General features: G+C 69.8%; 21 protein-coding genes. 8 read left to right on the top strand and 13 right to left on the bottom strand.

Annotation, left to right across the window (positions count from 1 at the left end):
* Positions 1–53 precede the first annotated feature (53 nt).
* Positions 54–1,496 carry an MATE family efflux transporter gene (locus tag ACMGFE_RS13925; protein ID WP_436925818.1) on the bottom strand — a complete coding sequence of 481 codons (1,443 nt, stop codon included), beginning with the start codon at positions 1,494–1,496 and terminating at the stop codon, positions 54–56.
* Between the two features lie 218 nt (positions 1,497–1,714).
* On the opposite strand from ACMGFE_RS13925, the gene ACMGFE_RS13920 reads away from it, so the two are divergent.
* On the top strand, positions 1,715–2,692 hold the full coding sequence (locus tag ACMGFE_RS13920) for an AEC family transporter (protein WP_436925817.1): 978 nt from the start codon (positions 1,715–1,717) through the stop codon (positions 2,690–2,692).
* A 13-nt stretch (positions 2,693–2,705) separates the two neighbouring features.
* On the opposite strand, the gene ACMGFE_RS13915 is transcribed toward ACMGFE_RS13920, so the two are convergent.
* On the bottom strand, positions 2,706–3,938 hold the full coding sequence (locus tag ACMGFE_RS13915; protein ID WP_436925816.1) for an MBL fold metallo-hydrolase: 1,233 nt from the start codon (positions 3,936–3,938) through the stop codon (positions 2,706–2,708).
* A 123-nt stretch (positions 3,939–4,061) separates the two neighbouring features.
* On the opposite strand from ACMGFE_RS13915, the gene ACMGFE_RS13910 reads away from it, so the two are divergent.
* Positions 4,062–5,909, top strand: coding sequence for a sensor histidine kinase (locus ACMGFE_RS13910; protein ID WP_436925815.1), 1,848 nt, complete (start codon positions 4,062–4,064; stop codon positions 5,907–5,909).
* Between the two features lie 97 nt (positions 5,910–6,006).
* Positions 6,007–6,402, top strand: a complete 396-nt coding sequence (locus tag ACMGFE_RS13905; RefSeq protein WP_436925814.1) for a hypothetical protein — start codon at positions 6,007–6,009, stop codon at positions 6,400–6,402.
* A 29-nt stretch (positions 6,403–6,431) separates the two neighbouring features.
* Here the strand turns inward: ACMGFE_RS13905 and ACMGFE_RS13900 are convergent, their stop codons facing one another.
* From ACMGFE_RS13900 to ACMGFE_RS13890, 3 genes are all read right to left on the bottom strand, one after another.
* Complete coding sequence (locus tag ACMGFE_RS13900; RefSeq protein ID WP_436925813.1) at positions 6,432–8,381, bottom strand: ABC transporter ATP-binding protein; 1,950 nt, start codon at positions 8,379–8,381, stop codon at positions 6,432–6,434.
* A gap of 98 nt (positions 8,382–8,479) precedes the next feature.
* Positions 8,480–9,649, bottom strand: coding sequence for an MFS transporter (locus ACMGFE_RS13895; RefSeq protein WP_436925812.1), 1,170 nt, complete (start codon positions 9,647–9,649; stop codon positions 8,480–8,482).
* Between the two features lie 358 nt (positions 9,650–10,007).
* Positions 10,008–11,954, bottom strand: a complete 1,947-nt coding sequence (locus tag ACMGFE_RS13890; protein ID WP_436925811.1) for an ABC transporter ATP-binding protein — start codon at positions 11,952–11,954, stop codon at positions 10,008–10,010.
* A 143-nt stretch (positions 11,955–12,097) separates the two neighbouring features.
* Between ACMGFE_RS13890 and ACMGFE_RS13885 the strand changes: the two genes are divergently transcribed.
* Together ACMGFE_RS13885 and ACMGFE_RS13880 are read left to right on the top strand one after the other, a co-directional pair.
* Entirely contained in the window at positions 12,098–12,739 is a 642-nt protein-coding gene (locus tag ACMGFE_RS13885) for a TetR/AcrR family transcriptional regulator (protein WP_436925810.1), read from the top strand.
* 29 nt (positions 12,740–12,768) lie between these two features.
* Complete coding sequence (locus ACMGFE_RS13880) at positions 12,769–13,074, top strand: cupin domain-containing protein (protein WP_436925809.1); 306 nt, start codon at positions 12,769–12,771, stop codon at positions 13,072–13,074.
* Positions 13,075–13,508: 434 nt separating this feature from the next.
* On the opposite strand, the gene ACMGFE_RS13875 is transcribed toward ACMGFE_RS13880, so the two are convergent.
* Positions 13,509–14,510 (bottom strand): ornithine cyclodeaminase family protein, encoded by a 1,002-nt coding sequence (locus tag ACMGFE_RS13875; RefSeq protein WP_436925808.1) that lies wholly within the window; start codon positions 14,508–14,510, stop codon positions 13,509–13,511.
* A 125-nt stretch (positions 14,511–14,635) separates the two neighbouring features.
* Complete coding sequence (locus tag ACMGFE_RS13870) at positions 14,636–14,851, bottom strand: DUF8015 family protein (protein WP_436925807.1); 216 nt, start codon at positions 14,849–14,851, stop codon at positions 14,636–14,638.
* Between the two features lie 518 nt (positions 14,852–15,369).
* On the opposite strand from ACMGFE_RS13870, the gene ACMGFE_RS13865 reads away from it, so the two are divergent.
* Positions 15,370–15,540: a DUF7331 family protein gene (locus ACMGFE_RS13865; RefSeq protein ID WP_436925806.1), complete on the top strand. Its 171-nt coding sequence runs from the start codon at positions 15,370–15,372 to the stop codon at positions 15,538–15,540.
* A gap of 293 nt (positions 15,541–15,833) precedes the next feature.
* On the opposite strand, the gene ACMGFE_RS13860 is transcribed toward ACMGFE_RS13865, so the two are convergent.
* Both ACMGFE_RS13860 and ACMGFE_RS13855 read right to left on the bottom strand, forming a co-directional pair.
* Entirely contained in the window at positions 15,834–16,265 is a 432-nt protein-coding gene (locus tag ACMGFE_RS13860; protein WP_436925805.1) for a DUF3054 family protein, read from the bottom strand.
* A 136-nt stretch (positions 16,266–16,401) separates the two neighbouring features.
* Positions 16,402–16,974 carry a class I SAM-dependent methyltransferase gene (locus ACMGFE_RS13855; RefSeq protein WP_436925804.1) on the bottom strand — a complete coding sequence of 191 codons (573 nt, stop codon included), beginning with the start codon at positions 16,972–16,974 and terminating at the stop codon, positions 16,402–16,404.
* Between the two features lie 204 nt (positions 16,975–17,178).
* Between ACMGFE_RS13855 and ACMGFE_RS13850 the strand changes: the two genes are divergently transcribed.
* Positions 17,179–17,853, top strand: a complete 675-nt coding sequence (locus ACMGFE_RS13850) for a GNAT family N-acetyltransferase (protein WP_436925803.1) — start codon at positions 17,179–17,181, stop codon at positions 17,851–17,853.
* 30 nt (positions 17,854–17,883) lie between these two features.
* On the opposite strand, the gene ACMGFE_RS13845 is transcribed toward ACMGFE_RS13850, so the two are convergent.
* A complete protein-coding gene (locus tag ACMGFE_RS13845; protein ID WP_436925802.1) occupies positions 17,884–18,810 on the bottom strand; it encodes a DUF8054 domain-containing protein in 927 nt (308 codons plus the stop codon).
* A 115-nt stretch (positions 18,811–18,925) separates the two neighbouring features.
* Between ACMGFE_RS13845 and ACMGFE_RS13840 the strand changes: the two genes are divergently transcribed.
* On the top strand, positions 18,926–20,440 hold the full coding sequence (locus ACMGFE_RS13840; protein ID WP_436925801.1) for a glutamate-cysteine ligase family protein: 1,515 nt from the start codon (positions 18,926–18,928) through the stop codon (positions 20,438–20,440).
* Between the two features lie 575 nt (positions 20,441–21,015).
* Here ACMGFE_RS13840 and ACMGFE_RS13835 read toward each other — a convergent pair.
* From ACMGFE_RS13835 to ACMGFE_RS13825, 3 genes are all read right to left on the bottom strand, one after another.
* Positions 21,016–21,297, bottom strand: a complete 282-nt coding sequence (locus ACMGFE_RS13835; protein WP_436925800.1) for a hypothetical protein — start codon at positions 21,295–21,297, stop codon at positions 21,016–21,018.
* Between the two features lie 90 nt (positions 21,298–21,387).
* Positions 21,388–22,479, bottom strand: coding sequence for a class I SAM-dependent methyltransferase (locus tag ACMGFE_RS13830; RefSeq protein ID WP_436925799.1), 1,092 nt, complete (start codon positions 22,477–22,479; stop codon positions 21,388–21,390).
* Positions 22,472–23,614, bottom strand: coding sequence for a 60S ribosomal export protein NMD3 (locus ACMGFE_RS13825; protein ID WP_436925798.1), 1,143 nt, complete (start codon positions 23,612–23,614; stop codon positions 22,472–22,474). Before ACMGFE_RS13825 ends, ACMGFE_RS13830 begins: the two co-directional genes overlap by 8 nt.
* Between the last annotated feature and the right edge of the window lie 42 nt (positions 23,615–23,656).

The following is a 23,656-nucleotide window of genomic DNA, read 5'->3' as shown; positions in this document are numbered from 1 at the left end:
GGGTCGGAGCGGGACTGCGGCCGGACGGCCCCGACGTGCGAGCAGAGCCGCCTTCAGTCGGTCGGCGAGGCGTCGGGCCGGTAATCGCGGCTGACGATCTTCCAGGTGCCCGAGCGGTAGCGGTAGTAGGTGATGCAGGCCGGGATCGCCATCTCGGCGAGGACGGCAGCGTACAGCGCGGTCTGGCCGATCCCGGGGACCGCGACGCCGACGTACGCGATGGGGAGCGCGAACACGTACAGCCCCGTGAGCTGGGCGTACAGCGGCCAGCGAGTGTCGCCGCTGGCCCGCAGCGGACCGGTCGACCCGCCGTAGACGCCGCTGAAGAGGACGCCGAAACAGGCGACGCGGATGAACGTGACCACCGTCGGGAGGATGTCGGGTTCGTCGACGAACACGCGGCCGATGGGTCGCGCGAAGACGAACACGCCGACGGCGATGATGGCGTAGACGGCGACGGAGAAGCGGACGATGTCGTGGGCCCACGCGCCGGCGTCGTCCTCGTCGTCCTGTCCGAGCGCCTGGCCGACGAGCGACGACGACGCCATGCTGAAGCCCCAGTTGGGCGTGTCCATCAGCCCGCGGACCCGCATCGCGACGACGTAGGCGGCGACGACGTTCGGGCCGAACAGCCCGACGATGTACAGTTTCGGGAACTGCCCGCCGCTGCGGGCGAGGTTGGTCCCGATGAGCGGCGTCGCCATCTCCACGAGGTCACTCAGCAGCGAGCGGTCGATGTGGGGGCCCGACAGCGGTACCTGCACCGGGAACTCGCCGATGCCGGGGAGGCCGCCGCGGGCGAGGCCGACGGCGAACGCGGCCGTCACGAGCACGTTCGAGAGCGCGGTTCCGATGGCCGCGCCGGCGACCCCCCAGCCGAGACCGAAGATGAGCACCACGTTGAGGACGATGTTGACGACGGCGCCGCCGCCGCGGAGGATCATCGGCGTCCACGCGTCGTCGGCGCCGACGAGCGTGCGGCTGCCGATGAGGTTCAGCGCCGCGAAGGGGACGCCGACCGCGACCACCTGGAGGTACGCCGCGCCGAATCGGACCGCCTCGTCGCCCGAGCCGATGAGGTCGATCAGCGGTTCGGCGTAGAGGCCGTAGACGCCGACGAGCGGGATCGTTATCAGGACTGTGAGGACGGCGCTCGCCTTGACCGAGAGGGCGAGTTCCTCGTAGGCGTCCGCGCCGAACCGCTGGGAGACGAGGCCGATGGTCCCGCCGGCGACGCCGCCGCCCAGCGAGAACGCCAGGCCCCAGAAGGGGCTGGCGAAACCGACCCCCGCGATGGCCGCCGGGCCGAGGGCGATGCCGACCATCGCCACGTCGGCCGTCGAGCGGGACATCCGCGCGAGGCCGGTGACGATGCGCGGCCACGAGAGGTCCGTCGCCCGCTCGACGCGCTCGCGGTCGATGATGCCGAAGCGCGCGACGAGCGCCCCTACTGCGAGGAGGAGCGCTCGAACGGGGTTGTATCGGGACCAGGACACCACGGGCCGGGTTTCGTCCGGACGGTGAAAACGGTTTAGACTCCGGTCGGACGCGCCGCTTGCGGTGTGTCGTCCAGTGACGGGCGGATCGCGCCCGACCGGTGATCACCGCGAAGACGAGCGTCCGCTCGCCCGCGGCGGCGGCCCGCGCACGCAGCCGTCCGTCGACCCGAGTCGTCAGGACTTTCCGGAGCGATCGCGTCCCCGTAGCCGATACCGTGCAGGCACTCGACGCGATCGGCTCGCTCCCGTCGATATTTCTCTCCTCGGTCGCGCCGCCGCTCTCGATCGCGGTCGTCGGTTACCTGCTCGGCCGCGTCCGCGAAGTCGACACCGACGGGCTGAGCGCCGCCGCCATCTACGTGCTCCTGCCGGCGCTGGTCTTCGAGACGCTCGTTACGCTCACGGCCGACCTCGAAACGGTCACCGCCGCCGTCGCCGCGATGGTCGGGTTCACGTTCGCGATGGGCGTGCTCGCGCTCGGCGTGGGCCGGCTCCGGGGGCGAAACGGGCCCGTCGCCTACGGCGCGGCGATGGCGGCCGCCGTCCCGAACGCCGGGAACTTCGGCATCCCCGTCACCTCGTTCGCCTTCGGCGCCGTCGGCCGCTCTACGGCGGTGCTGTTCGTCCTCGTCCAGAACGTCCTCCTGCACACCCTCGGGATCTACCTCCTCTCGACCGGCGGTGACGGGGACGCGTACGTCGACGGACTCAGACGCGTCCTCACGCAACCGGTCGTCTGGGCGCTGGTCGCCGCCGGCCTGGCGACGGCTCTCGGCCTCGTCCCGCCCGAGGACGGGACCGCGATGGAGACGCTCCGACTGCTCGGCAACGCCTCGATCCCCGTCTTCCTCCTGATCCTCGGGCTGCAGGTCGAGTCGATGGACCTGGCGGCGACGGTTCGGGAGACGCTGCCGACGGTCGGGCTGAAACTGTTCGTCGCCCCGGTCGTCGCACTCGCCGTCGCCCTGCTGGTGAACGTCGGCGACCCGACGGTGACCGCCGCGTTCGTCGTCCTCGCGGCCGGTCCCGCCGCGGTGACGCCGCTCGTCCTCTCTGTCGAGTTCGCGGACGACGACGATGCGCCCGTCTCGACCGCCGACTACGTCGGTACCGTCGTGTTTCTCACGATCATCGGCAGCCTCCCGATCGTCACCGGGCTGATCCTGCTCGCCGAACTCGGCGTCCTCGGGTGAGCGACGCGGGCGGTCAGATCTCGACCGCCTCCCCGACCGTCGGGGCCGACGCCTCGAATCCGTCTCCGTCGAGTTCCCCGGCGAACGCCTCGCAGCGGTCGCCGTGGTTGACGAGGACATCGGCGTCGCGGTATGCGTCGAGGAAGTCGAGCAGGCCGTCGCGGTCGGCGTGGGCGGAGAAGTCGTAGGACTCGACCTGCGCGCTGACGGGCATCCGCCGGCCGTCGATCTCGGCGCTCCCCGTCTCCAGGAGGTCGCGGCCGGGCGTCCCCTCCACCTGGTAGCCCGTCATCGCGACCTTGTTGGTCGGACTCGACCGGATCGCGGGGATGTACGTCATCGCCGGCCCGCCCGAGAGCATCCCGCTCGTGGTCACGATCACGGTGTTCTGGTCGGCGATGCGCCGGCGCTGGCCGTCGCGGCCGTCGACGAACCGGGCCGACGAGGTCGCCCGCTGGAGCGCGTCGGCGTCGCGGACGAACTCGGGGTGGCGCCGGAGCATCCGCGTGACCTGCTTGCCCATCCCGTCGACGTAGCAGTCGATATCGTGGGCCTCGCAGACCAGCAGCATCTCCTGAGTGCGACCGATGGCGAACGCGGGGACGACGACGGTTCCCCCCTGCCAGATCGTCGTGCGGACGCTCTCGGCGAAGCGGTCCTCGATGGTCGCGCGGTCCTCGTGCTCGACGTCCGAGTAGGTCGACTCGCAGAGCACCACGTCGGCGTCGGGTCGCGCGGTGGTTCCGGACACCAATCGTTGGTCGTCGGTGTGGAAGTCGGAGGTGTACAGCAGGCGCGTCTCGCCGTCGTCCACGAGGACGTGCGCGCTCCCGGGGATGTGCCCGGCGTTGTAGAACGTGACCTCGTGGCCGGCCGCCTCGAACGACTCGCGGTAGCCGTGGGTCTCGGAGACCTGGGTGACCCGGCGGACCTCGGTCTCGGTGAACGGGCAGTCGTAGGTCCCGCCGTGCAGTTTGAGCGTGTCGCGGGCGAGCGTCAGCGCGAGTTCGCGCGTCGGCGGCGTCCAGTGGATCGGCGGTCGACGGTCGCCCGAGCACAGCGACGGGACGGCGCCGACGTGGTCGAGGTGGCCATGGGAGACCACGACGGCCTCCGGGTCGACGCGCTCGACCGGAAACCGGGGCGGGTTGCCCGTCAGCACCCCGTAGTCGAGGAGGAGCCGGTCGTTGACGAGGACGGCACTCCGGCCGACCTCCCGCGCCCCGCCCAGGAACCGGACGTTCATCGCCCGGGTCTCGGGGGCCCGGCCGCTTGGCTTCGTCGGTCCGTCGCGACGGCGAGCGACGGTCGCGCGTGCGTCGACACCAGCGGGAACGTTTTTATCACGGACTACCGTGTATGAGACATCGTGGTTTCTGAGAGCGTCTACCTCGGGCTCGTCGCCCTCTCGACGGTCGTCGCGGCGACGGTCGCGGTCTGGCTGTGGGACGACGAGGGGAGCGTCCCGGGGCGGCTGTTCGCGGGAATCGCCGCTCTCTACGCGCTGACGGGGGCGCTCGTGATGGGCGAACTGCTGGTGGCGACCCGCGACCTGGCGGTGGTTTTCTTCAGCGCCCACAGCGGGGTGGCGACGCTCGTCCCGCTCGGGTGGTTCCTGTTCACCCTCGCGTACACCGGGAACCTGCGGGAGCTGCCGCGGGCGGCGCTCGTCGGCGTCGTCGGCGTCTACGCCGTCTACGTCGGCCTGCAGGCCACCAACCCCTACCACTACCTCATCTGGAGCGGCTACGAGGTCACCGCCTCGCCGTTCCCGTACGTCGGGGCCGAGCCGACGACGCTCTCGCTCGTCTTCTTCCTGCCGCAGACGCTCGTCTACTACGGCGTCCTCGGGCTGCTCGGCGCGTACCTCCTCTTCGGTTCGGGCGTCCGCCGCACCCAGACCGCCGCGCTGTTCGTCGGCTACCTCTCGTCGTTCGTCGTCCTCAACGCGTGGTTCTTCGGCGTCCTCCCGGGTCCGCTGGACGGCGCACTGGTCGTCGGGTCGACCTGGTCGCTCGCGCTGGCCGCCTGGGCGGTCTTCCGCCACCAGCTGTTCGACCTCGCGCCGCTGGCGCGCGAGACCGCCCTGGAAATCCTCGACGACGCCGTCGTCGTCGTCGACAGCGACCGACGCCTGCTCGACTACAACCAGAGCGCCGCCGACACCTTCCCGGAACTGGCCGCCCACGAGGGCGAACCCGTCGACGCGGTGATCCCGGGACTCGTCGCCACCGGCGACCGGCGCGGTGTCGGCGAGAACGCGACGGCGACTGCCGGCGAGGGAGCGGGCGCGGTCGAGACGGCAAACGCTCCCGACGGGGAGAACGCGACCGAGGCGACAACCGCTCCCGACGGGGCGAACGCGACCGGCGGGGTCGCAGCGGGGACGGCGACCGGGCCGTTCGCCCCGTCGTTCACCCGGTTCGAAGCCGGCGGCGGCGTCCGCGAGTACGACGTCACCGCCTCGCCGCTGACGGTGCGGGAGACGGTCGAGGGGTACACGCTCGTCCTCCGGGACGTGACCGAACGCCGACAGCACGTCCGGGACCTCGAACAGCAGACGACCCAGCTGGAGCAGTTCGCCGGCACGCTCTCGCACGACCTCCGGAACCCGCTCAACGTCGCGCACGGCAGGGTCCAGATCGCGAACGAGACGCACGGCGGCGAGCACCTGGACAAAGCGACCGACGCGCTCGAACGGATGGACCAGATCATCCAGGACACGCTCACCCTGGCACGCGAGGGCGAGACGATCGAGGACCGCGAGCGGGTCGACCTCGCCGCCGTCGCCCGCGACGCCTGGGAGACGACCGAGACCGGCGACGCGACGCTGGAGGTGGCTCCCGGGGCCGAGATCCGGGTCTACGCCGACGCGACGCGCCTGCAGTCCGTCTTCGAGAACCTCTACCGGAACGCGGTGGAGCACGGCGGCCCGTCTGTGAGCGTCACCGTCGGCCGGACCGACGACGGCTTCTTCGTCGCCGACGACGGCCCCGGCGTCTCGCCCGACGAGCGCGAGTGGGTCTTCGAGTACGCGTACAGCACCACCGACGACGGCACCGGCCTCGGCCTCGCCATCGTGGACGCCATCGCCCGTGCACACGGCTGGGACGTGGCGTTGACCGAGAGCGAACCCAGCGGTGCGAAGGTCGTCTTCTCGGGCGTCGACCTGGTCGAAGACCTCGCCGAGGCCGAACGCGAGACCGCCAACGCGTGAGCGGGGCGGGCGCCCCTCCACCCCCGAGAGCCCGGACCGATGGCTGGCCGAGCGCTCCGGAGACAGACCTTTTGCCGTTCAGAACCCACGTCGGCACATGGCCCTCGCGAAAGTGCTGAAGGTCGCCGCCCTGGCGATCGGCGCGTTCATCCTGGTCAGCGTCGTCCTCTCGGTCGTCTCCGCGATCGTCGGCCTGGTGTGGGCGCTGGTGACGACCGCCGTGACGCTTCTGGCCGTCGCCGCCCTCCTCTACGGCGGGTTCAAACTGTTCACGTGGCTCTCGGACGACGGGGCGCCCGAACGCGACGCCGGCCGCGGACGGTCCCGCACGGCGAGGACCGACGGCACGGGCGAGGACGGGGTCGCCCGGATCCGCGAGCGATACGCGAACGGCGAGATATCGGAGGCGGAACTCGAACGGCGCCTGGAACTGGAACTCGACGGCCCGGAAACCGACAGCATCGACCGGGAACTGCGTCGCGAGCGGAGCTGACCGCTCGACGTGGTACGCCCGGAGCGGTGTCAGTCGTCAAGTCCGGCCCGCTCGCGTTCGGCGGTGCGCTCGACGAACTCCTCGGGGAGCGCGTCGACTTCGCCGACCTGGACGCTCCAGAGGTTGGCGTACAGGCCGTCCGCGGCGAGCAGCTCCTCGTGGGTGCCCTTCTCGACGACCCGCCCGTCGTCCATGACGAGGATGGTGTCGGCGTCCCGGACCGTCGACAGGCGGTGGGCGATGGCGAAGGTGGTCCGCTCGGCGGTCAGCCCCTCCAGCGAGCGCTGGATCAGCACCTCGGTCTCGTTGTCGACGTGGCTGGTCGCCTCGTCGAGGACGAGGATCTCGGGGTCTTCGAGGATGGCACGCGCGATCGCGATGCGCTGGCGCTGGCCGCCCGAGAGCTTCACGCCGCGCTCGCCGACGGTCGTCTCGATGCCGTCGGGCAGGTCGGAGACGAACTCCATCGCGCCGGACAGCCGCAGGGCCTCGACGATCTCGTCGTCGTCGGCTTCGAGCCCGTAGGCGACGTTCTCCTCGATCGTCCCGTGGAAGAGGTACGGCTCCTGGCTGACGTAGCCGACGTGGCCGCGCAGGCTCGACAGCGACACGTCGCGGACGTCGTGGCCGTCGACGCGGATGACTCCCTCCCGAGGGTCGTACAGCCGCATCAGGAGTTTGAGCAGCGTCGTCTTGCCCGCGCCCGTCGGGCCGACGAGGCCGACGAAGTCGCCGGGTTCGGCGGCGAAGGTCACGTCCTCGATGGAGCCCTCGTCGGCCTCGGGGTAGCGAAAGCTGACGTCCTCGTACTCGACGAGGCCCTCGACGCCGTCGAGGTCGACGGCGTCTTCATTCTCGCGGATGCGCTGGGGGTCGTCCATGAGGCCGACGACGCGCTCGGCGGCGGCGAAGGCGTAGCGGTAGTTGTTGACGACGTTGCCGAACTGGCGCATCGGCCAGAGGAACCTCCGGGAGTAGAGCAGCATCGGCGTGAGCGTCCCGAGCGTCATCCCGCCGGAGAAGCCGACGGTCGCCCCGGCGACGGCGACCCGCGGCGGGCCGAACAGGAGCCAGTAGCCGCCGACGAGGAAGGTGAACATGTAGCCGAAGCCGGTTATCACCCTGAGCGAGGGGAAGAACTTGATCCGCGTCGTGATCGCGTCCCAGTTGGCGTCGAGGTAGTCCTCGGAGGCGTCCTCGACGCGCTCGCGCTCGAAGGACTCCCGGCCGTAGGACTTGACGACCTCGATGCCGCCGATGTTGTTCTCCAGGCGCGAGTTGAGGGCGCCGACCGACCCGCGGACGCGACCGTACTTCGGCCCGATCTTCTGGACGAAGACGTAACTCGCGACCGCGAGCACGGGGATCGACAGGAGGGCGACGGCGGCCAGTTGCGCGTTGAGCCAGACCATCACGGCGCCGGTCCCGAGGACGAGCACGCCGATGCGGATGCCCGCGTTGAGGTCGTTCGTCAGGAAGCTCTCCAGCTGGTTCACGTCGTTGTTGAGGATGGACATGATCTCCCCCGTCTGTTTCGAGTCGAAGAAGCTCATGTCCAGGCGCTGGACCACGTCGTAGGTGTCGACGCGGACCTCGTGCTGGAGGCGCTGGGCGAAGCGGTTCCACGCCCAGGAGTTCACCCAGTTGAGCGACGCCGTGAGGAGGTAGACCACCGCGACGACGCCGACGGCGAACCAGAACTGCCCCTCCTGGGTGACGGGGACGACGCGCTGGGGGACCAGCGGCAGTGTGAACTGCTCGTCGCCGACGAACAGCGAATCGATGGCGACCCCGAGGACCAGCGCCGGCACCAGTTCGAGAAAGCGCGCGACGACGCTGGCGACCGCGCCGAGCGCGAACTCGGCCGTGTACCCGCGCCCGTAGTCGCTGAATAGCCGCCACATCGGCCGCTCAGCCCCCTCCCGGAGGTCCTCGAACGCGTCCGCGTCGTCGTTGCCACCCGAGAAGCCCCATGACATGCCATCCGGTACCGTGTGTCGTCACAAAAAACTAACTGTCGTGTTAGTCAGATCAGTGCGACCCGCGCCGCCCGAAGTCGGTCCGCCGGGCGGTGAACTCAGGCGTCGATCCCCAGCGCGTGGACAGCGACGAGGGCTGCGAGGAGAGTGGCGAGCACGGCGGCGACGAGGCCGTACGCGGCGGGCCATCCGACGGCGTCGGCGAGCGCACCGGTGACGCCGCTGCCGAGCGAACTGCCCAGGAGCAGGACGCTCCGGACGAGGCCGAACCCGGTGCCGCGCTCGTCGGGCGCGAGATGGTCCATGAAGCGGGAGTTGACGACGCCCGGCCAGAACAGGCCGCCGCCGACGAGGGTCGCGCCGGCGACCAGGGCCGCGGGACCGGTCGCGAACAGGAGGATGGCGTAGCCGGCGACGCCGGAGGCGAACGACCCGGCGATGGCGACGTCGCGGCCGGTCCTGTCGGAGGCCCACCCGAGCGCGGGCGCGCCCACGATGGTGAGCGCGAAGACGCCGCCGAACACCAGGCTCGCGCGCCCCTCTGTGAGGTTGGCGTACTCGACCAGGAACGTGGGGAAAAACGAGGAGAAGGACTGCCAGGTGAAAAAGCCGCCCATGCCGAGGACGGTCGTCAGGAGGACGGACGGGCGGGTGAGCAGCGCGGTCAGACGGGAGACGTTCAGCTGGTCGGCCAGCGACTGGTCGGGGTCGGTCGGCGGCGTCGCGGGCGTGCGCCACCAGAACAGGACGAGCACGACCGCGGCGACCCCCGCGGGGACGAGCATGCCGGCTCGCCAGTCGTACCGCGCGGCGACGGCGGCGCTCGCGACCGGTGCGACCAGCCCCGCGACCGACGCGCCGAGTTCGTGGACGCCGAGGGCGCGGCCGGTCTCGTCGAACTGCGCGGTGAGAAACGACGCCCCGGCGGTGAAGTACAGGCCGGCGCTGCTCCCCAGCGCGACTGCGCCGACGGCGAACAGCGGGAACGTCGGTGCGAACGCCAGGACGACGCTCGCGAGCCCCGTGGAGGCGATGGCCGCGAGGACGACCCGGCGCTCGCCGATCCGGTCGGCGACGACGCCGGCCGGGAACTGGAAGAGGGCGTAGGCGGCCCACATCCCCGTCAGCGCGAGGCCCACTGTGCTCTTCGTGACGCCGAACGTCCCCATCACGTCGGGCACGAGCGGGCTCGGCGCTAATCGAGCGACCATCGTCACGAAGAACGCGCCCGTCGTCACGGCGAGCAGGTCCCACCGGTCGTCGCTCATCGACTGAGAATTGTGTTTGTGGGATTTTTGCGTTGGGTTCTCGGCAAGGGCGGAAAGTGACCCACAGCAGTGAATTCCAACACCGCTTGGAACAGCGTGAAAACCCCTGACTTCTCGACTCCCGGGACTTGCTGTGCGCTTCGCTCCCTCCGTTCGTTCCAGTGTCTGCTCGCGGGCCGAGAGACCGAAGGTCCCTCGCGGCTTACTGCGTCCGGGTTCACCGAAAGACGATCGTAGCGAGTCGTTCGAGCATCCGTTCGCTCCGCTCACGGACACGTCGAGTCGGGACTTTCACGCTGTCCTCACTGAGTGCCGGGTCGAAACTCCGTCGACTGAACGGCGTAAATCCCGAGAGGACTCAGTCCAGGTCGCCGGGCTGTGCCTGCCCGCTCGCCGCGCGGTCGAGGAACTCCTGCGGGAGCGCGTCGATCTCGCCGACCTGCACCCGCCAGAGGGTCGCGTACAGGCCGTCCTCTGAGAGCAGATCCTCGTGTGTCCCCTCCTCGACGAGTTCACCGTCGTCCATGACGAGGATAGTGTCGGCGTGGCGGACCGTCGAGAGGCGGTGGGCGATAGCGAAGGCCGTCCGGTCCTCGATGAGGTCGTCGAGGCTATTCTGGATGACGGCCTCGGTCTCGTTGTCGACGTGGCTCGTCGCCTCGTCGAGGACGAGGATCTCGGGGTCCTTGAGGACCGCCCGCGCGATGGAGACGCGCTGGCGCTGTCCTCCAGAGAGCTTCACGCCGCGCTCGCCGACCTTCGTGTCGTAGCCGTCCTTCAGGTCGGCGACGAACTCGTGGGCGCCGGCGACCGTCGCCGCCGCCTCGATGTCCGCGTCGTCGGCGTCGGGGATGCCGTAGGCGATGTTCTCCCGCACCGTGCCGTAGAACAGATACGGCTCCTGGCTGACGTAGCCGATCGACTGGCGGAGACTGTGGAGCGTCACGTCGCGCACGTCCGTCCCGTCGACGCGGACGGCCCCGTCGTCCACCTCGTAGAGGCGCAGGAGGAGCTTCATCAGCGTCGTCTTGCCCGCGCCCGTCGGGCCGACGAGGCCGACCATCTCGCCGGGTTCGACGTCGAAGGAGACGCCGTCGAGCACCTGCTCCTCGCCCTCGTCGGTGTCGTAGGCGAAGTGGACGTCGTCGTACTCGACTGCGCCCTCCAGTTCGTCGAGTTCGACCGCGTCGGGCCGGTCGGTGATCCCCGAGGGGGTGTCCAGCAGGCCGACGATGCGCTCGCCGGCGGCCTCGGCGTACTGGTAGTCGTTGATGATCTGGCCGAACTGCCGCATCGGGTAGACGAACCGGCGGGAATAGGAGAGAAAGGTCACGAGGAGGCCGGCCGTCAGCGGGCCGTTGAAGAAGGGCAGCGGCTCGGCGACGAGGCCGTTGTTGGCCATCACCCAGTAGCCGCCGACGAGGAACGTCGCGGTGTAGCCGGCGGCGGTCACCAGCCGGAGCGTCGGCCAGAAGGCGATCCGCGTCGTGATGGCGTCCCACTGGGCGTCGAGGTACTCCTGTGAGGACTCCGCGACGCGGCCGGTCTCGAACCGTTCGGTGGTGTAGGACTTGACGACCTCGATGCCGCCGAGGTTGTTCTCCAGCTGGGAGTTGAGCTTCCCGACCGACGAGCGGACCTCCTGGTACTTCGGGTGGATGCGCCTGACGAAGACGAGGCTGGCGTAGCCCAGCGCCGGGATGATGATCGTCGGGACGATGCCGAGCCGCCAGTTCAACAGGAGCATCGCGGCGCCCATCCCGCCGACGCGGAAGACGATGCCGATGCCCTGGTTGAGGCTGTTGGTGAGAAAGCCCTCGAGCTGGTTGACGTCGTTGTTGAGGATCGACATCACCTCGCCGGTCTGCTTGTCGTCGAAGAAGGCCAGCTCCCGCCGTTGCATCGCGTCGTAGGCGTCGACGCGCATCTCGTGCTGGAAGTGCTGGGAGAAGCCGTTCCAGGCCCAGGAGTTGACCCACCCCAGCGCCGCGCCGAGGACGTGCGACGCCCCGAGCAGCCCGATCAGCAGGAGGAACTGGTCGAGCGCGTCGGTCGGGATCCAGGCGTCGGGGACGAACGGAAGCCGCATCGCGCCGAGCGACGGGCCGAAAAAGGAGTCGATGGCGACCCCGAGCAGGAACGCGGGGACGAGCTCCATCAGCGTCGAGAAGACGCTCGCCAGCCCGCCGACGGCGAAGCGCGCCCGCTGGCCGCGGCCGTATTCCCCGAACAGCCGGACCATCGCGTTCGACTCCTCGGCGCGCAACTCCTCGAACTCGTCGTCGTCGGGCCCACCCGGTGGCATGCCACACCATATCGGCCTGCCACACATAATACTGACTCTTCTGTTAGTCGCCGGAGAGCGATAGGGGTGTCCGCGGCCGCACCGGTTCGCGACGAGGTCCGACGGCGCGGAAGATTTTTGCCCCGGCCGGATAACTCGTGGATATGGCTTCGGAGGTGGACGTGCAGGAAGACACGCACGAGGCGATCATGGGCGCGACGTACCACGCGCTGTGTAAACACGGGTACGCCCACCTCACGATGCAGGACATCGCCGACGAGTTCGACAAGAGTCGCTCGCTGCTGCACTATCACTACGACACGAAAGAGGAACTGCTGCTCGCGTTCGTCGACAACATCGTCGGCTGGATCGGCGACCGACTGGCCGAGTCCGAGACCGAGGAACCGCTGGAGCGTCTGGAGGAGTACATCGACCGCTTCGTGATCGAGCCCGGCGAGGAGGACCGCGAGACGTTCGCGCTCGCCCTGCTCGAACTGCGCGTCCAGGCCGTCCACAACGACGAGTTCCGGGAGAAGCTGTCGGTCCACTACGAGAAGAACGTCGAGACGGTCGCCGACATCGTCGCCGACGGCATCGACGCGGGCGTCTTCCGCGAGGTCGACCCAGAGGCCACCGGCGAGGCCATCTACACCGCGCTCGTCGGCGCCCGGATGTACCAGGTGACTCTCGGGGCCGAGCACGCCAGCCGCCGGATGCGCGACCAGCTCGCCGCGTTCGTCGTCGACGACCTCCTCACCGACGGCCGCGAGCCCGCGGCGTACGCCGGCGACGACCCGGAGAACTAACGGGCAGGCCCGCGAATGGACGGGCGACCATGAAACGCACCAGCCTCGACTTCGAGGGATTCTTCGACGTCCGCCTGACGACCGACGACGCCCAGGCCGCCCAGATGACGCTCTCGCCCGGCCAGTCGACCGGCGGCCCGGACAACCTCCACGCCGAGAGCGACCAGTGGTGCTACGTGGTGTCCGGTTCGGGCCGCGCGACCGTCGACGGCGAGGACGTGCGGTTCGACGCCGGCGACCTCCTGGTGATCGAGGCCGGCGAGACCCACGAGATCGAAAACGACGGCGACGAGCCCCTGGAGACGCTTAATATCTACGTCCCACCGGACTACTGAGACGGTCGCTGGCTCGTCCCGAAAGGCACGAACTTGATTTTGGTCGAACAAGCTCGATAGAACTGAGCAGTACAGCCCCCAGCGTGAACGATAGCGGTGGCGCGCGCTGTCGCGGCCTCAGTGCCGCGACAACACCGTGCGAGGGGCGAGGAGCGCAACGCAGTGAGCACCGCAGTCGGTTGGGGAGGTGTGTGGCTGTCTGAGCGGTGTGTGGGTCCTGGCGGACTGAAGGGGCGAGGCGGGCTCGCGTTCAGTTTAGTCGTCTGAGCGACCTCTACCCGAGCGGAGCGAGGGTATGTCGCTCAGCGACCGCGAGCGCGTCGAGGGCTTTCAGCACATGTTATCATCTGCGGTCGTGTCCGTTCGACTTCAGTTCACGACTCCCGCAACAGAAACAGCCGATACATTCGCTGGCTCTCCTGATCGCTCTCGACCTACGAATCGAACGCCTCGCTCGCGGGGAGGAAGTCGATGTCCCGGCCGAGCCCCGCCTCGCGCGCTCGCTCGTAGCACATGTACGCGGCGGCGACCGTCTCGATGGCCGTCCCGCCGCTGTCGAACAGCGTCACCTCGTCGGCGGCCTCGCGGCCGGGTTCGACCCCGGCGACGACCTCGCCCAGTTCGGCGTGGACGTGGTCGTCGCCGATGGCGCCCTCCTCGCGGGCGAGCAGGTAGGCGCCGGCGTCGCGCTCGACGCGCTCGCGGAGGTCGGGGACGTACTTCGCCCGCGCGACGGTCGCCGCGTCGACCTCGCGCTTGTTCGGATCGTACTGGCCCATGCAGGTCACGTGCGCGCCGTCGGCGAGCGCGTCGCCGTCGAAGACCGGCTCCGAGGCGTTCGTCGCGGTGATCACCACGTCCGCTCCGTCGACCGCGCCGTCGCTCGACTCGACCGCGCGGACGGCGGGGTCGAGTTCCGCGTCCATCTCCTCGGCGAACGCCTCCCGGTGCTCGCGTGTGGGCGAGAAGACCCGCACAGTCTCGAAGTCGCGGACGGTGACGGTCGCGCGGAGCTGGCCGCGGGCCTGCGCGCCGCTCCCGACGACGGCGAGGTCGGTCACGTCCTCCCGAGCGAGCGCGTCGACGCCGACCGCGCCGGTCGCGCCGGTCTTGAAGGGGTTCAGGCTCGCGCCGTCGAAGACGGCCAGCGGCGCGCCGGTGTCCGCGTCGAACAGCGGGAGGACGAAGTGGGCGTCGCCGGAGCCGAAACCGCCGGTGTACATGTACCCGCCCATCGCGCCGGTCTCCGGGAGCATCGCGGTGTAGCCGGTGAGCATCCCCGGCGGGTCGCCACCCAGGAGTCGCGTGCGCGGGCGGGCGGGCGCGTCCTCGCCGCGCTGGCGGTATCCCTCGCGGACAGCGTCGACGTACTCCGCCGGCGTCGCGAGGCCCGTCACGTCGTCGCTCGATAGAAACAGCGCCGTTCCGTCTGTCATACCCACCGGTAGGGCGAGCGTGAGTAAAGGCGTGGGGGAATCCCCGAGAGGCGACCGAACGGAAACGAGGAAAGAAACGCACCGCAATATCGAGAAGCGAAGCGCCGCAGACGGATGCAGTCGGCTCAGTCGGCGGGCTGGAAGCCGCCATCGTCGGCCGCGGGGCGCGCGTCGTCGACGGGGCCGTTGACGAACATCGCGTGGCCGATGAGGCCGACGGCGACGACTGACGCGAGCGGGACGGCGGTCGTGAGCGCGAAGCCGAAGACCGTGAGGAGCGCCGCGATTCCACCGAGTGCGAGCGGGATGAGGCCGAGAACGAGGTCGTAGTATCGCGTCATAATCTATCATAAAATACAGGGCAGTAATACATAAGTGTTTCCCGAATCCTTCCCCTATCATTTCTCGTCACCCCTGTATATTTGCTCTGTCGCCACTATAAACTATTTCTATAACTTATGGCGATTATATTTTCCGATTTCTGGCGTGCGCACCCATCTAACGGGCCGAAATCGGCGATATCCGTGCGATAGATCGCGCTGAACGCCCGAGGACTTCGCGGTGCATGGTTCCCGCCGGTGGGGCCATCCCAGGGGGTTCGCTCACCGGGGCTCGCCCGGCGGACGCCGCAACGATCGTGACCGGCCGACGGCAACTGCCAGAATCATCGAGGAGAGGCCGACCGGTCCTGCGATCGGATCGGTCGCCCTCGGTCCGGTAGGATCGGCTGTCCCACCGTGGTAGAGGAGGCATACCATCCATTATACGAAGTGATATTCGAGGAGGTGCGCTTATGGTATCCGACTGGAAAGTGAGGGTCGGAGGGACAGCGAGCCGGCGCAGGTCGACTCGAGATATCATGACGCCAAACGCCACGGACGACAGAGACGGACGGCACGCAACGGACGAGGAGCGGCCGCGGTACGCCGAACTCAACATCGGCGACGAGGAGTTCGTCATCTACGACCGCGAGAACCACGAAGCGTGGATCCAGTCCACGGAAGCCGTCCCGGTAGAGGAGTCGTGTTGACGATGGACCGACGGACAGGCGACGCGAGCGAGTGGTCCCTCCGCTATCGTGGGACAGCCTGAGCGTTTTCCCCACCCCACCCACCCCCTCACCCCCCACTTACCCTCACCTACCCCCACCGCCTTCCCTACCCCAACCACCCACCGTACCCCGACCCACGCTGCGGTCTGACTTTCGGCGCGGCGGCTGCGGCCGTCGCGTCGGTGTTCTCGACCCCTCACAGCGGCGCGGCGGCTCCCACCGGCGCGCCGGTGTTCTCGATCCCCCACAGCGGCGCGCCGGTTCCGCGTCGTTCAGCCGTCCGAGGCCAGGACGCTCACCGCGACGCGCCACGGGACCAGTAGCGCCAGGACGACGCCGACGGAGACGAGGAAGAAGGTGAGCGCGACCCCGCCCGGGAAGACCGCCGTCGACCGGAGTCCCTGGGCGACGAGCGCCGCGCCGATCCAGGCGGGGACCGTCCGCACGATCGCAGCGCGGACCGACGCGCGCGCCGCGACCGTGTAGAGCCCGCCCGCGAGTGACGTGACCGCCCAGCCGACGGCGAACGACAGGAACGTGAGCGCGACGCGGCCCGGCTGTGCCAGCGGGTCGATGGCCTCGTGTCCGACGGTCACGCCGAGGAGGACGAACGCCGCGATGCAGACCAGATCGCCCAGTGCGACCAGCGCCGTGAACGGCGCCGGATCCACGCGGTGTCGGATCGCCCTCGCCACGGATGTCATTGGTCGAACCGAGGGCTCGCCGGCCCTTCACTGGTTCGGTGCCGAGCGTCGCCGAGCGTCGCCGGTCGTGGCCGTGCGATCGCCGCCCGCCGTGGACCGCCCCGACCGTGCGACCGCCTCCGCGTAGAGTGGTCGGTTACGAGGGTTTCACGCCCGCAACCGTGTACCCGAATCCACCGTCGGGGATCGACGCGGTGAACCCGCCCGCCGCCACGCGTCGGCGCAGGTCCCCGGGCGCGTAGAACTGCGAGTCGAACCCCACGACGCGCTCAGCCGCGACGATCCCCCGCCCGCGGAGCGTCGTCGGGTCGAACTCCCGGATCACGAGGACGCCACCGGGACGGAGCGCCCGGTGCGCCGCCGCGACGACGCCCTCGACGTCGGCCATGTGATGGAGCGCGTCGACCACGAGCACCGCGTCGACCGACTCGTCCCCGACCGGGAGCCGCGCGGCGTCCCCCTGGACGGCCTCCAGCCCGTGGCTCTGGGCCTCCCGGAGCATCCCGCGCGCGGCGTCGACGACCACCGGTCGCGGCACGTCCAGCGCGCGCGACGCTCGCCCGCTGCCGCCGCCCACGTCCAGCAGGACCTCGACCGGTCGCTCCGCCAGATCCAGGCCGGCGTGCAGCGTCGCTGGGTCGGCGGCATACATCAGTCGGTCGTACGCCCGCGCGAAGCGGTCGAAGGCGCTCACGTCGCCGAGTGGCATGACCGTCCGTACGGACGCGTTCGGCTTAACGGTGGGCCGCGGAACTGCTCGGGATCGGCCCGAAAACGGCCCGAAAACGATCTTCGGTCGGGAGCCGCTTTCGGCTGGGTCTACGGATCGGTCGGGGTGCGTCAGTCGCTCGAACCACTCGTGTGTCGGCACTCACCGCGTCGTACAAGGGGCCGCGTCCGGTAGGTCCCGGCAATGGAGTACGTGCTGCTGGGGTGGCCCGCGGACGGCCCGACGGTCACGCTGGACTATCGCGAGTTCAGCTACGCCGGCAAGTTCGTGATGTCGAGCACGGGGAAAGCGGTCGTCCGCGACCCCGCGGAGCGAGCGAGCGGCGCGGAGGGCGAGGGGAATCCGGACGAACCCACGGGACCACCCGTCACCGAGGACGGCGACGCCGCCGCCGACGTGGTCGCCGCCGCCGCGTTCAACGAGGACCGCACCGACAGCGGGACCTGCTGGATCCGCTACATCACCGTCAGGCAGGACCGCCGCGGCGAGGGGATCGGCCCCCGACTGGCCGCGTTCGTCGCCGACCGCGCCCGCGACCGCGGCTACGACCGCGCCCGCATCGCCGTCAACAACCCCTTCGCCTACCAGGCGCTGTACCGCGCCGGCTTCCGGTTCACCGGCGAGGAGACCGGCGTCGCCGAACTCGTCCTCGACCGACCGCTCGACGGAACAGACGGGGATAGTGACGCGACCGCCGCCCACCCGGACCGCTCGCGGGCGACCTACCAGGCGGGTCTCGACGTCTACCGCGAGCGCGACGACGACCCCGACGCCCCGGCCCTCTCGGAGGACGAACGGGCGTTTCTGGACGAGAAGCGGGGGACAGATCCGCCAGCGCCGATCGGCTCGCCGACGTGACCGACTCGGATTTCGGATAGCCGGCGCCGGTCAGGCCGCGGCCTGGTCCTCGTCGACGGGCGACTCGAAGACGCGAGCGTCGCAGTCGTCACAGGTGACCGCCGCGACGGTGCGGCTGGAGCAACAGGACTCGACGGTCTCGGTCCCGAACGAGACGGGACCGCCGCAGCCGGGGCAGGTCTCCAGGAAGATCCGCAGGCCGTTGCAGATCTGTCCGCGTGCGTGCGCGGGCAGCGACGCCCACTCCGCGACGCGGTCGGCCAACAGCGAGCCGGCGGCGAGGTCCGCCTCGAAGGCCGGGCGCGACGCCCAGGTGCCGACGCGCCGGCCGTCGACGGTCACGGCGAAGGCGCCGCCGTGGTCTGCCGTCGTCACGTCACCGCCCTCGAGACCGAGCCGCTCCAGCCACGGCGTCAGGTCCTCGGCCGCTCGGACGGCGTCGGTCTCGTCACCCCACGCCCGGGCGAACTCGTCGGTGAGACAGCGGTCGTCCCCCCGGCACGGCTCGATGGCGTCGATTCGTTCGAGCACCGACTCGACGTCCAGGGATTCGGGCGCCTCCCCGGCGGCCGTCGCGTCGGTCGAGTCCTCGCCGGCGGTCGCCGCCGGCCCGGCCGATCCCCCCTCGCCGGCGCCCGCGGCGATGCCGTCGGGCGAGTCCGGCGGCGCCTTCCCGAACGCGGCGAGGACGGACTCGGGCAGGTAGCGCTCGGTCAGCGTCGGCGTCCCGGGGACGAGATACCCGCGCAACCAGATGGCCGCGAGCGAGAGGACGAGGAGGGCCGTCCCGACCCACAGCCCGACCGCCGGATAACCGGCGGCGGTGAGCCACGCGACGAGCAGCGTCGTCGCGACGGAGGCGATGGCGACGTTGAGTATCGTACACGGGAGACAGCGGTTTGCCCCCGTGTACTCCGGTCGACGGAGGCGATCGATGGGCGAGCCAGTCCCGGACATACCCTCGCTTCGCGGAGCGGCGAGTTGAAGCTGACGGCGGGTCGGAGCAACGCGGCCCCGCCGGCGCTCGCGAGGCCCGCGCCTTTCAAGTATCGCGGCGGTCGAACGAGGTGATATGTCCGGCTCCGAACTCGCGGCGCGCGTCCGCAAGGTGCTGTCCGTCGACGCCGAGGACTTCGACCGGCGCGCCGCCGAGGAGGCCGAGCGACTCAAAGAAGAGGTGCGCGACGGCACCTTCGACAACACGGAGGCCATCGTCGGCCTCGAACTCGAACTGTACGCCGTCGACGCGCGCTCGGGGTCGCTCCGGCGCGTCCCCCGGAGCCTGCTCGGGCTCATCGGCTTCGAGAAGGAGCTGGGGCTGCACAACGCCGAGATGCAGACTAGCCCCCAGCCCCTCAACGAGCACGGCCTCGCCGCCCAGGAGGCCGAGCTGAAAGCCAACCTCGCGCCCGCGCTGAAGCGGACCGACCGGGACGACATCCGGCTGGTCAGCGACGGGCTCTGGACGGTGCCGCCGACGGGGGAGACGGCGACCGACTACCTCTGTGACTCGGTCGAACAGGGCGGCGTCCGGATCGCGACCAACATGTCCGACGCCGCCCGCTACCACGCGATGGCCAACACCGACTACCCGACGGGTATGCGCATCGAGGCGCCGCACGTCTCCCTGCGGGCCGACACCGTCATGCCCGAGAGCCTCATCACCTCCATCCAACCGCACTACCAGATCCCCCACGCTCCCGACCTCCCCGAGTACTTCCGCTACGCGTTGCGGGTCGCCGGCCCGCTGCTCGCGCTCGGCGTCAACGCCCCCTTCTTCCCGCCGGATCTGTACGACGACGCCGACGACGAGACCATCGTCGAAGACGCCTGGATGGAACACCGGATCGGTGTCTTCGAGGACGTGCTCAACCCCGCGGGCGACGAGGCGCCCGACAAGGTGCGCTTCCCGCCGGACTTCGAGAGCGTCGAGGAGGCCATCGACGACATCCTCGACGACGAGACCATCGTCCCGATGGAAGTGGAGGAAGGGGGCCGTTTCGACGACGCGTTCGGGCACCTGCGCCACAAACACGGCAGCTACTGGCGGTGGGTCCGCCCCGTCTTCGACGGCGCGAACCGATCGTCGGCGAACGCCCGCATCGAGTTCCGCCCGATCCCGGCCCAGCCCACGGTTCGAGACGCGGTCAGCTTCCAGGCGGTGTTCGCCGGCCTGCTGACCACGCTCACCAGCATCGAACACCCGGTCAGGGGCATGGAGTGGGAGACCGCCCGCGAGAACTTCTACGCCGCCAGTCGCGACGGCCTCGCGGCCGAGATGACCTGGATAACCAACGACGGCGCGGAGACGACCAACCTCGACCGGGTCTACGGCGAACTGTTCGAGGCCGCGCGACAGGGGCTCGAAACGCAGGGTCTCCCGACCGACGCGGCCCGGCGGTACGTCCGGCCGCTGCGCGAGCGCGCCGACCGCCGGCAGACGCCCGCCCGCTGGAAACACGACCACGTCGCCGCCGCCGTCGACGAGAACGTCCCGCTCGCGGAGGCCATCTGGGGGATGCAGTCGACCTACGTCGACAATCAGAAAGAGACGTTGCTGGAGGGGTCGTTCGTCGACTGGCTGTGAGCGGCCGCCCACCGCATCTCGCATCTGTTCTTCGCCTCCTGTATTCGCTCGGTATAGCCTGTAAACTGACCGATTCCGGTGGCGCGCGCTGTCGCGAGTTTCGTCTCGCGACAACACCGCGCGAGGGATGAGGAGCGCAGCGAAGCGAGCACCGCAATCGGTTGGGGAGGTCTGTGGCGCGGTGCTGTTGCGGGGTTCCCTGGTGGACTGAAAGGGCGAGGTGCGCTCGCGTTCAGTTCAGTCGCCTGAGCGGGCACTATCCGAGGGAGCGCAGCGACCGAGGATATCCCGCTCAGCGACCGCGAGCGTGCCGAGGGCTTTCAACGTACGTTGTCCGCTGCGGGCCAGAACACTGCCAGCGAGCGTGCCGAAAGCTTTCAGCGCTTGCAGCCGCCTGCGGCCACAGCCCGACTTCCTTCCACAATAGCCCAACTAGAAACAACTACTCAACAAGCACGACGAACTGAGTAGACGAACCGTCTCCAACGGTACCGAACTCGAACAGCTCGTGACCGTGTCAGCCCACCGGCTCTCGGAAAGTGCGAGTTTCTGGCCGCCCGATACGAGCGACCCGACTACTCCTCGTCGATCTGGGCCTCGACGCGGTCCCTGAGCGCGTCGGCGTGCTCCTTGGCCGTGGCGGCGTGCGTCGAGTCCTCGGTCTCGACGAGGCGATCGACCGCCTCGCGCAACGCGACGTAGTGGTCCGGATCGCTCTCGAAGAACTCCCCCAGTTTCGCGACGAGATCCTCGGCCGCAGTGGCGTTCGTCTCGTTGTAGCCGACCTCCAGCCCTGCCAGTCGGGCGTCCAGGTCTTCGAGCGTCTCCAGCACCCGTTCGTAGGGCCCCCGCGCCATGTTCGGACCTTTCCCGCCCATGGGATAAAAACTACCGTGGTGGCGGCGGCCGTCGGACCGGTCGCGTCGTGCCAATTGATACCGTATCAGTCACTCGACGCGGGCGTCGACGACCACGTGCGCGACGCCCTCGCTGTAGCCCTTGACGCGCCGGGTGTCGAGCACGTCGACCGACCGCCCGCACGCGGCGGCCGCGTCGCGCAGCCGCTCCACAGGGCGATCAGGGACCAGCCCCTCCGGCGTCGCCTCGTGCATGTGGACGATGCCGCCCGGTTCGAGCGCCCCGAGCGCGCTGTCGAGGTACTCGTGGGAAGCGTCGGAGGAGCTCCGACTGTCTTCCGAGCGTGGCTCGGAAGCCTCGTAGTAGCCCATCACGATGCGGTCGGCGGTCACGTCCGTCGCCGGATCGGTCTGGGCCACGACGTCCCGACAGTCCGCACGATACGGCTGGACGCGGTCGGTGACCTCGTTGCGCTGGACGTTCTCCAGCAGGTACCGGAACGAGTCCGGGTTGCGCTCGATGGCCGTCACCTCGGCGCCGCCGCGGGCCATCGGCAACGCGAAGTAGCCGATGCCGGCGAACATGTCGACGACCCGCTCGCCCTCGGTCACGACCTCGCCCATGCGCGCGCGCTCGGCCTTGTTCCCCGGCGAGAACATCACCTCGGCGAGGTCCATCGCGTAGACGGTGCCGTGCTCGCGGTGGACCGTCTCGGTGTCGCCTACACCGGCCAGGACGGTCACGTCGGGTTCGCGGTGGGCGCCCGAGATTCCGCCCCGCGAGAGCACGGTGTCCGCCGCGCCGTGGAGCGCCAGCAGCGCCTCGCCCACCTCGTCGGGTCGGGGCGCGTCGCCCACGTCGACCAGGACGACCGTCCCGAGGACCGCCCACGACGATGGCGCGCGGTCGATCTCGTCGTCGGACCAGCCGCGCTCGCGGAGGTGGTCGGCCAGGTCCCGCAGGCGCGGCTCGCCGACCTGCCGGACGACCTCGCTATACTCGACCGTCTCGGGAATCGCCGTCACCGGGACCGAGACGCTCCCCTCGTCGTACTCGCGGACCGACCGGTCAGCGTCGTAGACGCCTTCCACCTCCAGTTCGGCGATCACCGCCTCGGTCTGCGGCTTGTCCACGACGACCGCGAGTCGCTCTTCGTCCGGGAACTCACCGCCGTCAGCCATCCTGCTCGTCGCCCCCTTCGTCCGGTAACACGTGCAGTCCGGCGCGGCTCTTGATCACGGGCACCTCGTCGGCGGCGGGGTCGAAGTAGTCGGGCCGGGAGATAGTCTTGGCCTCGTAGGTCTCGGGGTCGAGCACCTGCACGGCGTTCTCGTCCTCGACGGCGACGACGGTCGTCCACTGGGCGTCCTCCCTGGTTCCCAGCCGCCGCGCGTCGGGCGCGTCGCCCGCCTCGAAACTCGCCTCGTAGCGCTCGCCGGTCGCGAGTCGGGTCCCCTTGAGGTTCCCGCGGACGCTCCGGACGAGCACCGGCCCGTCGCCGTCCTCGGGGTCGATGACCTCGCCGGGGCGATAGCGGGGGAGGCGCACGGCGAAGGTGACCCGGTAGACCTCGTTGCCGTCGCTGTCCTCGGTGACGAGCGTCTCGTAGTCCTCGAAGGTGCCGCCCTGCTGTTCGACGATGCGTTTCGCGATCCCCTGGCCCAGCTGGTTCGTGGAGATCTTCATGTCCAGCCCCTCGTCGACCTCCGAGACTTCCGTGACGAACGCGTTGCGGTCGCCGGTGGCTTCGCGCTCGGCGACGAACGCCTCCGCCGTCTCCTGGGCGCGCTCTTGCTCCTCCTCGGTCGGCGTCCGCTCCTCGGCGCGGATCTGGACGATCGCGGCGTAGGAGCCGCCGGCGATCCGGCCGCAGCGCTCGCAGGTCTGGCGGGCGATCTTGACGGGCACGACGACTTCCTCGGAGACGAGCGTCCCGCGGACGACGCCCGAGAACTGGCAGTGCATCCGGATGTTGTTCTCGTCGACCTGTTCGGGCGCGACCTCCCAGCTCACGTCGGTGGCGTCGAGGTGGACGCCCAGCGCCTCGGAGACCTCCTCGACGGCGACGTCGGTGTAGTCCTGGGCGCCGACGTCGACCCAGCGGTTGCCGCGGTGGACCGCGCCGCACTGCGAGCAGACGCGCACGTCGATCCGGTCGGGCGCCTCCACGAGGTCGAACTCCTCGAAGTAACAGCCGTCACAGAGCACGCTATCGGGGTTGCGGGTCCCCTCGGCCCCCGGCCGTGCCGGTCGGGCGTCGAGGTCCGCTTCGATGGCGTCCCCGCAGCGCGGGCAGAACTCGCCGGAGCGACTCATTGCCCCGTGGTACTGGCCTGCGGAGTATAAGCGCCGCGTTCC

It is taken from the genome of Halosimplex amylolyticum (assembly GCF_051414035.1).
Classification (GTDB): Archaea; Halobacteriota; Halobacteria; order Halobacteriales; family Haloarculaceae; genus Halosimplex; species Halosimplex amylolyticum.
The sequence above is the reverse complement of the archived record's forward strand: the minus strand, read 5'-3'. Positions and strand labels throughout refer to the sequence as shown.

Excerpts from the sequence above, each read along its gene's own strand:
- ACMGFE_RS13850 (WP_436925803.1), top strand. The coding sequence starts at position 17,179 with ATGGAGTACGTGCTGCTGGGGTGGCCCGCGGACGGCCCGACGGTCACG.
- ACMGFE_RS13840 (WP_436925801.1), top strand. The coding sequence starts at position 18,926 with ATGTCCGGCTCCGAACTCGCGGCGCGCGTCCGCAAGGTGCTGTCCGTC.
- ACMGFE_RS13885 (WP_436925810.1), top strand. The coding sequence starts at position 12,098 with ATGGCTTCGGAGGTGGACGTGCAGGAAGACACGCACGAGGCGATCATG.
- ACMGFE_RS13860 (WP_436925805.1), bottom strand. The coding sequence starts at position 16,265 with ATGACATCCGTGGCGAGGGCGATCCGACACCGCGTGGATCCGGCGCCG.
- ACMGFE_RS13880 (WP_436925809.1), top strand. The coding sequence starts at position 12,769 with ATGAAACGCACCAGCCTCGACTTCGAGGGATTCTTCGACGTCCGCCTG.
- ACMGFE_RS13855 (WP_436925804.1), bottom strand. The coding sequence starts at position 16,974 with ATGCCACTCGGCGACGTGAGCGCCTTCGACCGCTTCGCGCGGGCGTAC.
- ACMGFE_RS13890 (WP_436925811.1), bottom strand. The coding sequence starts at position 11,954 with ATGCCACCGGGTGGGCCCGACGACGACGAGTTCGAGGAGTTGCGCGCC.
- ACMGFE_RS13830 (WP_436925799.1), bottom strand. The coding sequence starts at position 22,479 with ATGGCTGACGGCGGTGAGTTCCCGGACGAAGAGCGACTCGCGGTCGTC.
- ACMGFE_RS13915 (WP_436925816.1), bottom strand. The coding sequence starts at position 3,938 with ATGAACGTCCGGTTCCTGGGCGGGGCGCGGGAGGTCGGCCGGAGTGCC.
- ACMGFE_RS13865 (WP_436925806.1), top strand. The coding sequence starts at position 15,370 with ATGACGCCAAACGCCACGGACGACAGAGACGGACGGCACGCAACGGAC.
- ACMGFE_RS13905 (WP_436925814.1), top strand. The coding sequence starts at position 6,007 with ATGGCCCTCGCGAAAGTGCTGAAGGTCGCCGCCCTGGCGATCGGCGCG.
- ACMGFE_RS13870 (WP_436925807.1), bottom strand. The coding sequence starts at position 14,851 with ATGACGCGATACTACGACCTCGTTCTCGGCCTCATCCCGCTCGCACTC.
- ACMGFE_RS13825 (WP_436925798.1), bottom strand. The coding sequence starts at position 23,614 with ATGAGTCGCTCCGGCGAGTTCTGCCCGCGCTGCGGGGACGCCATCGAA.
- ACMGFE_RS13835 (WP_436925800.1), bottom strand. The coding sequence starts at position 21,297 with ATGGCGCGGGGGCCCTACGAACGGGTGCTGGAGACGCTCGAAGACCTG.
- ACMGFE_RS13875 (WP_436925808.1), bottom strand. The coding sequence starts at position 14,510 with ATGACAGACGGAACGGCGCTGTTTCTATCGAGCGACGACGTGACGGGC.
- ACMGFE_RS13845 (WP_436925802.1), bottom strand. The coding sequence starts at position 18,810 with ATGTCCGGGACTGGCTCGCCCATCGATCGCCTCCGTCGACCGGAGTAC.
- ACMGFE_RS13895 (WP_436925812.1), bottom strand. The coding sequence starts at position 9,649 with ATGAGCGACGACCGGTGGGACCTGCTCGCCGTGACGACGGGCGCGTTC.
- ACMGFE_RS13900 (WP_436925813.1), bottom strand. The coding sequence starts at position 8,381 with ATGTCATGGGGCTTCTCGGGTGGCAACGACGACGCGGACGCGTTCGAG.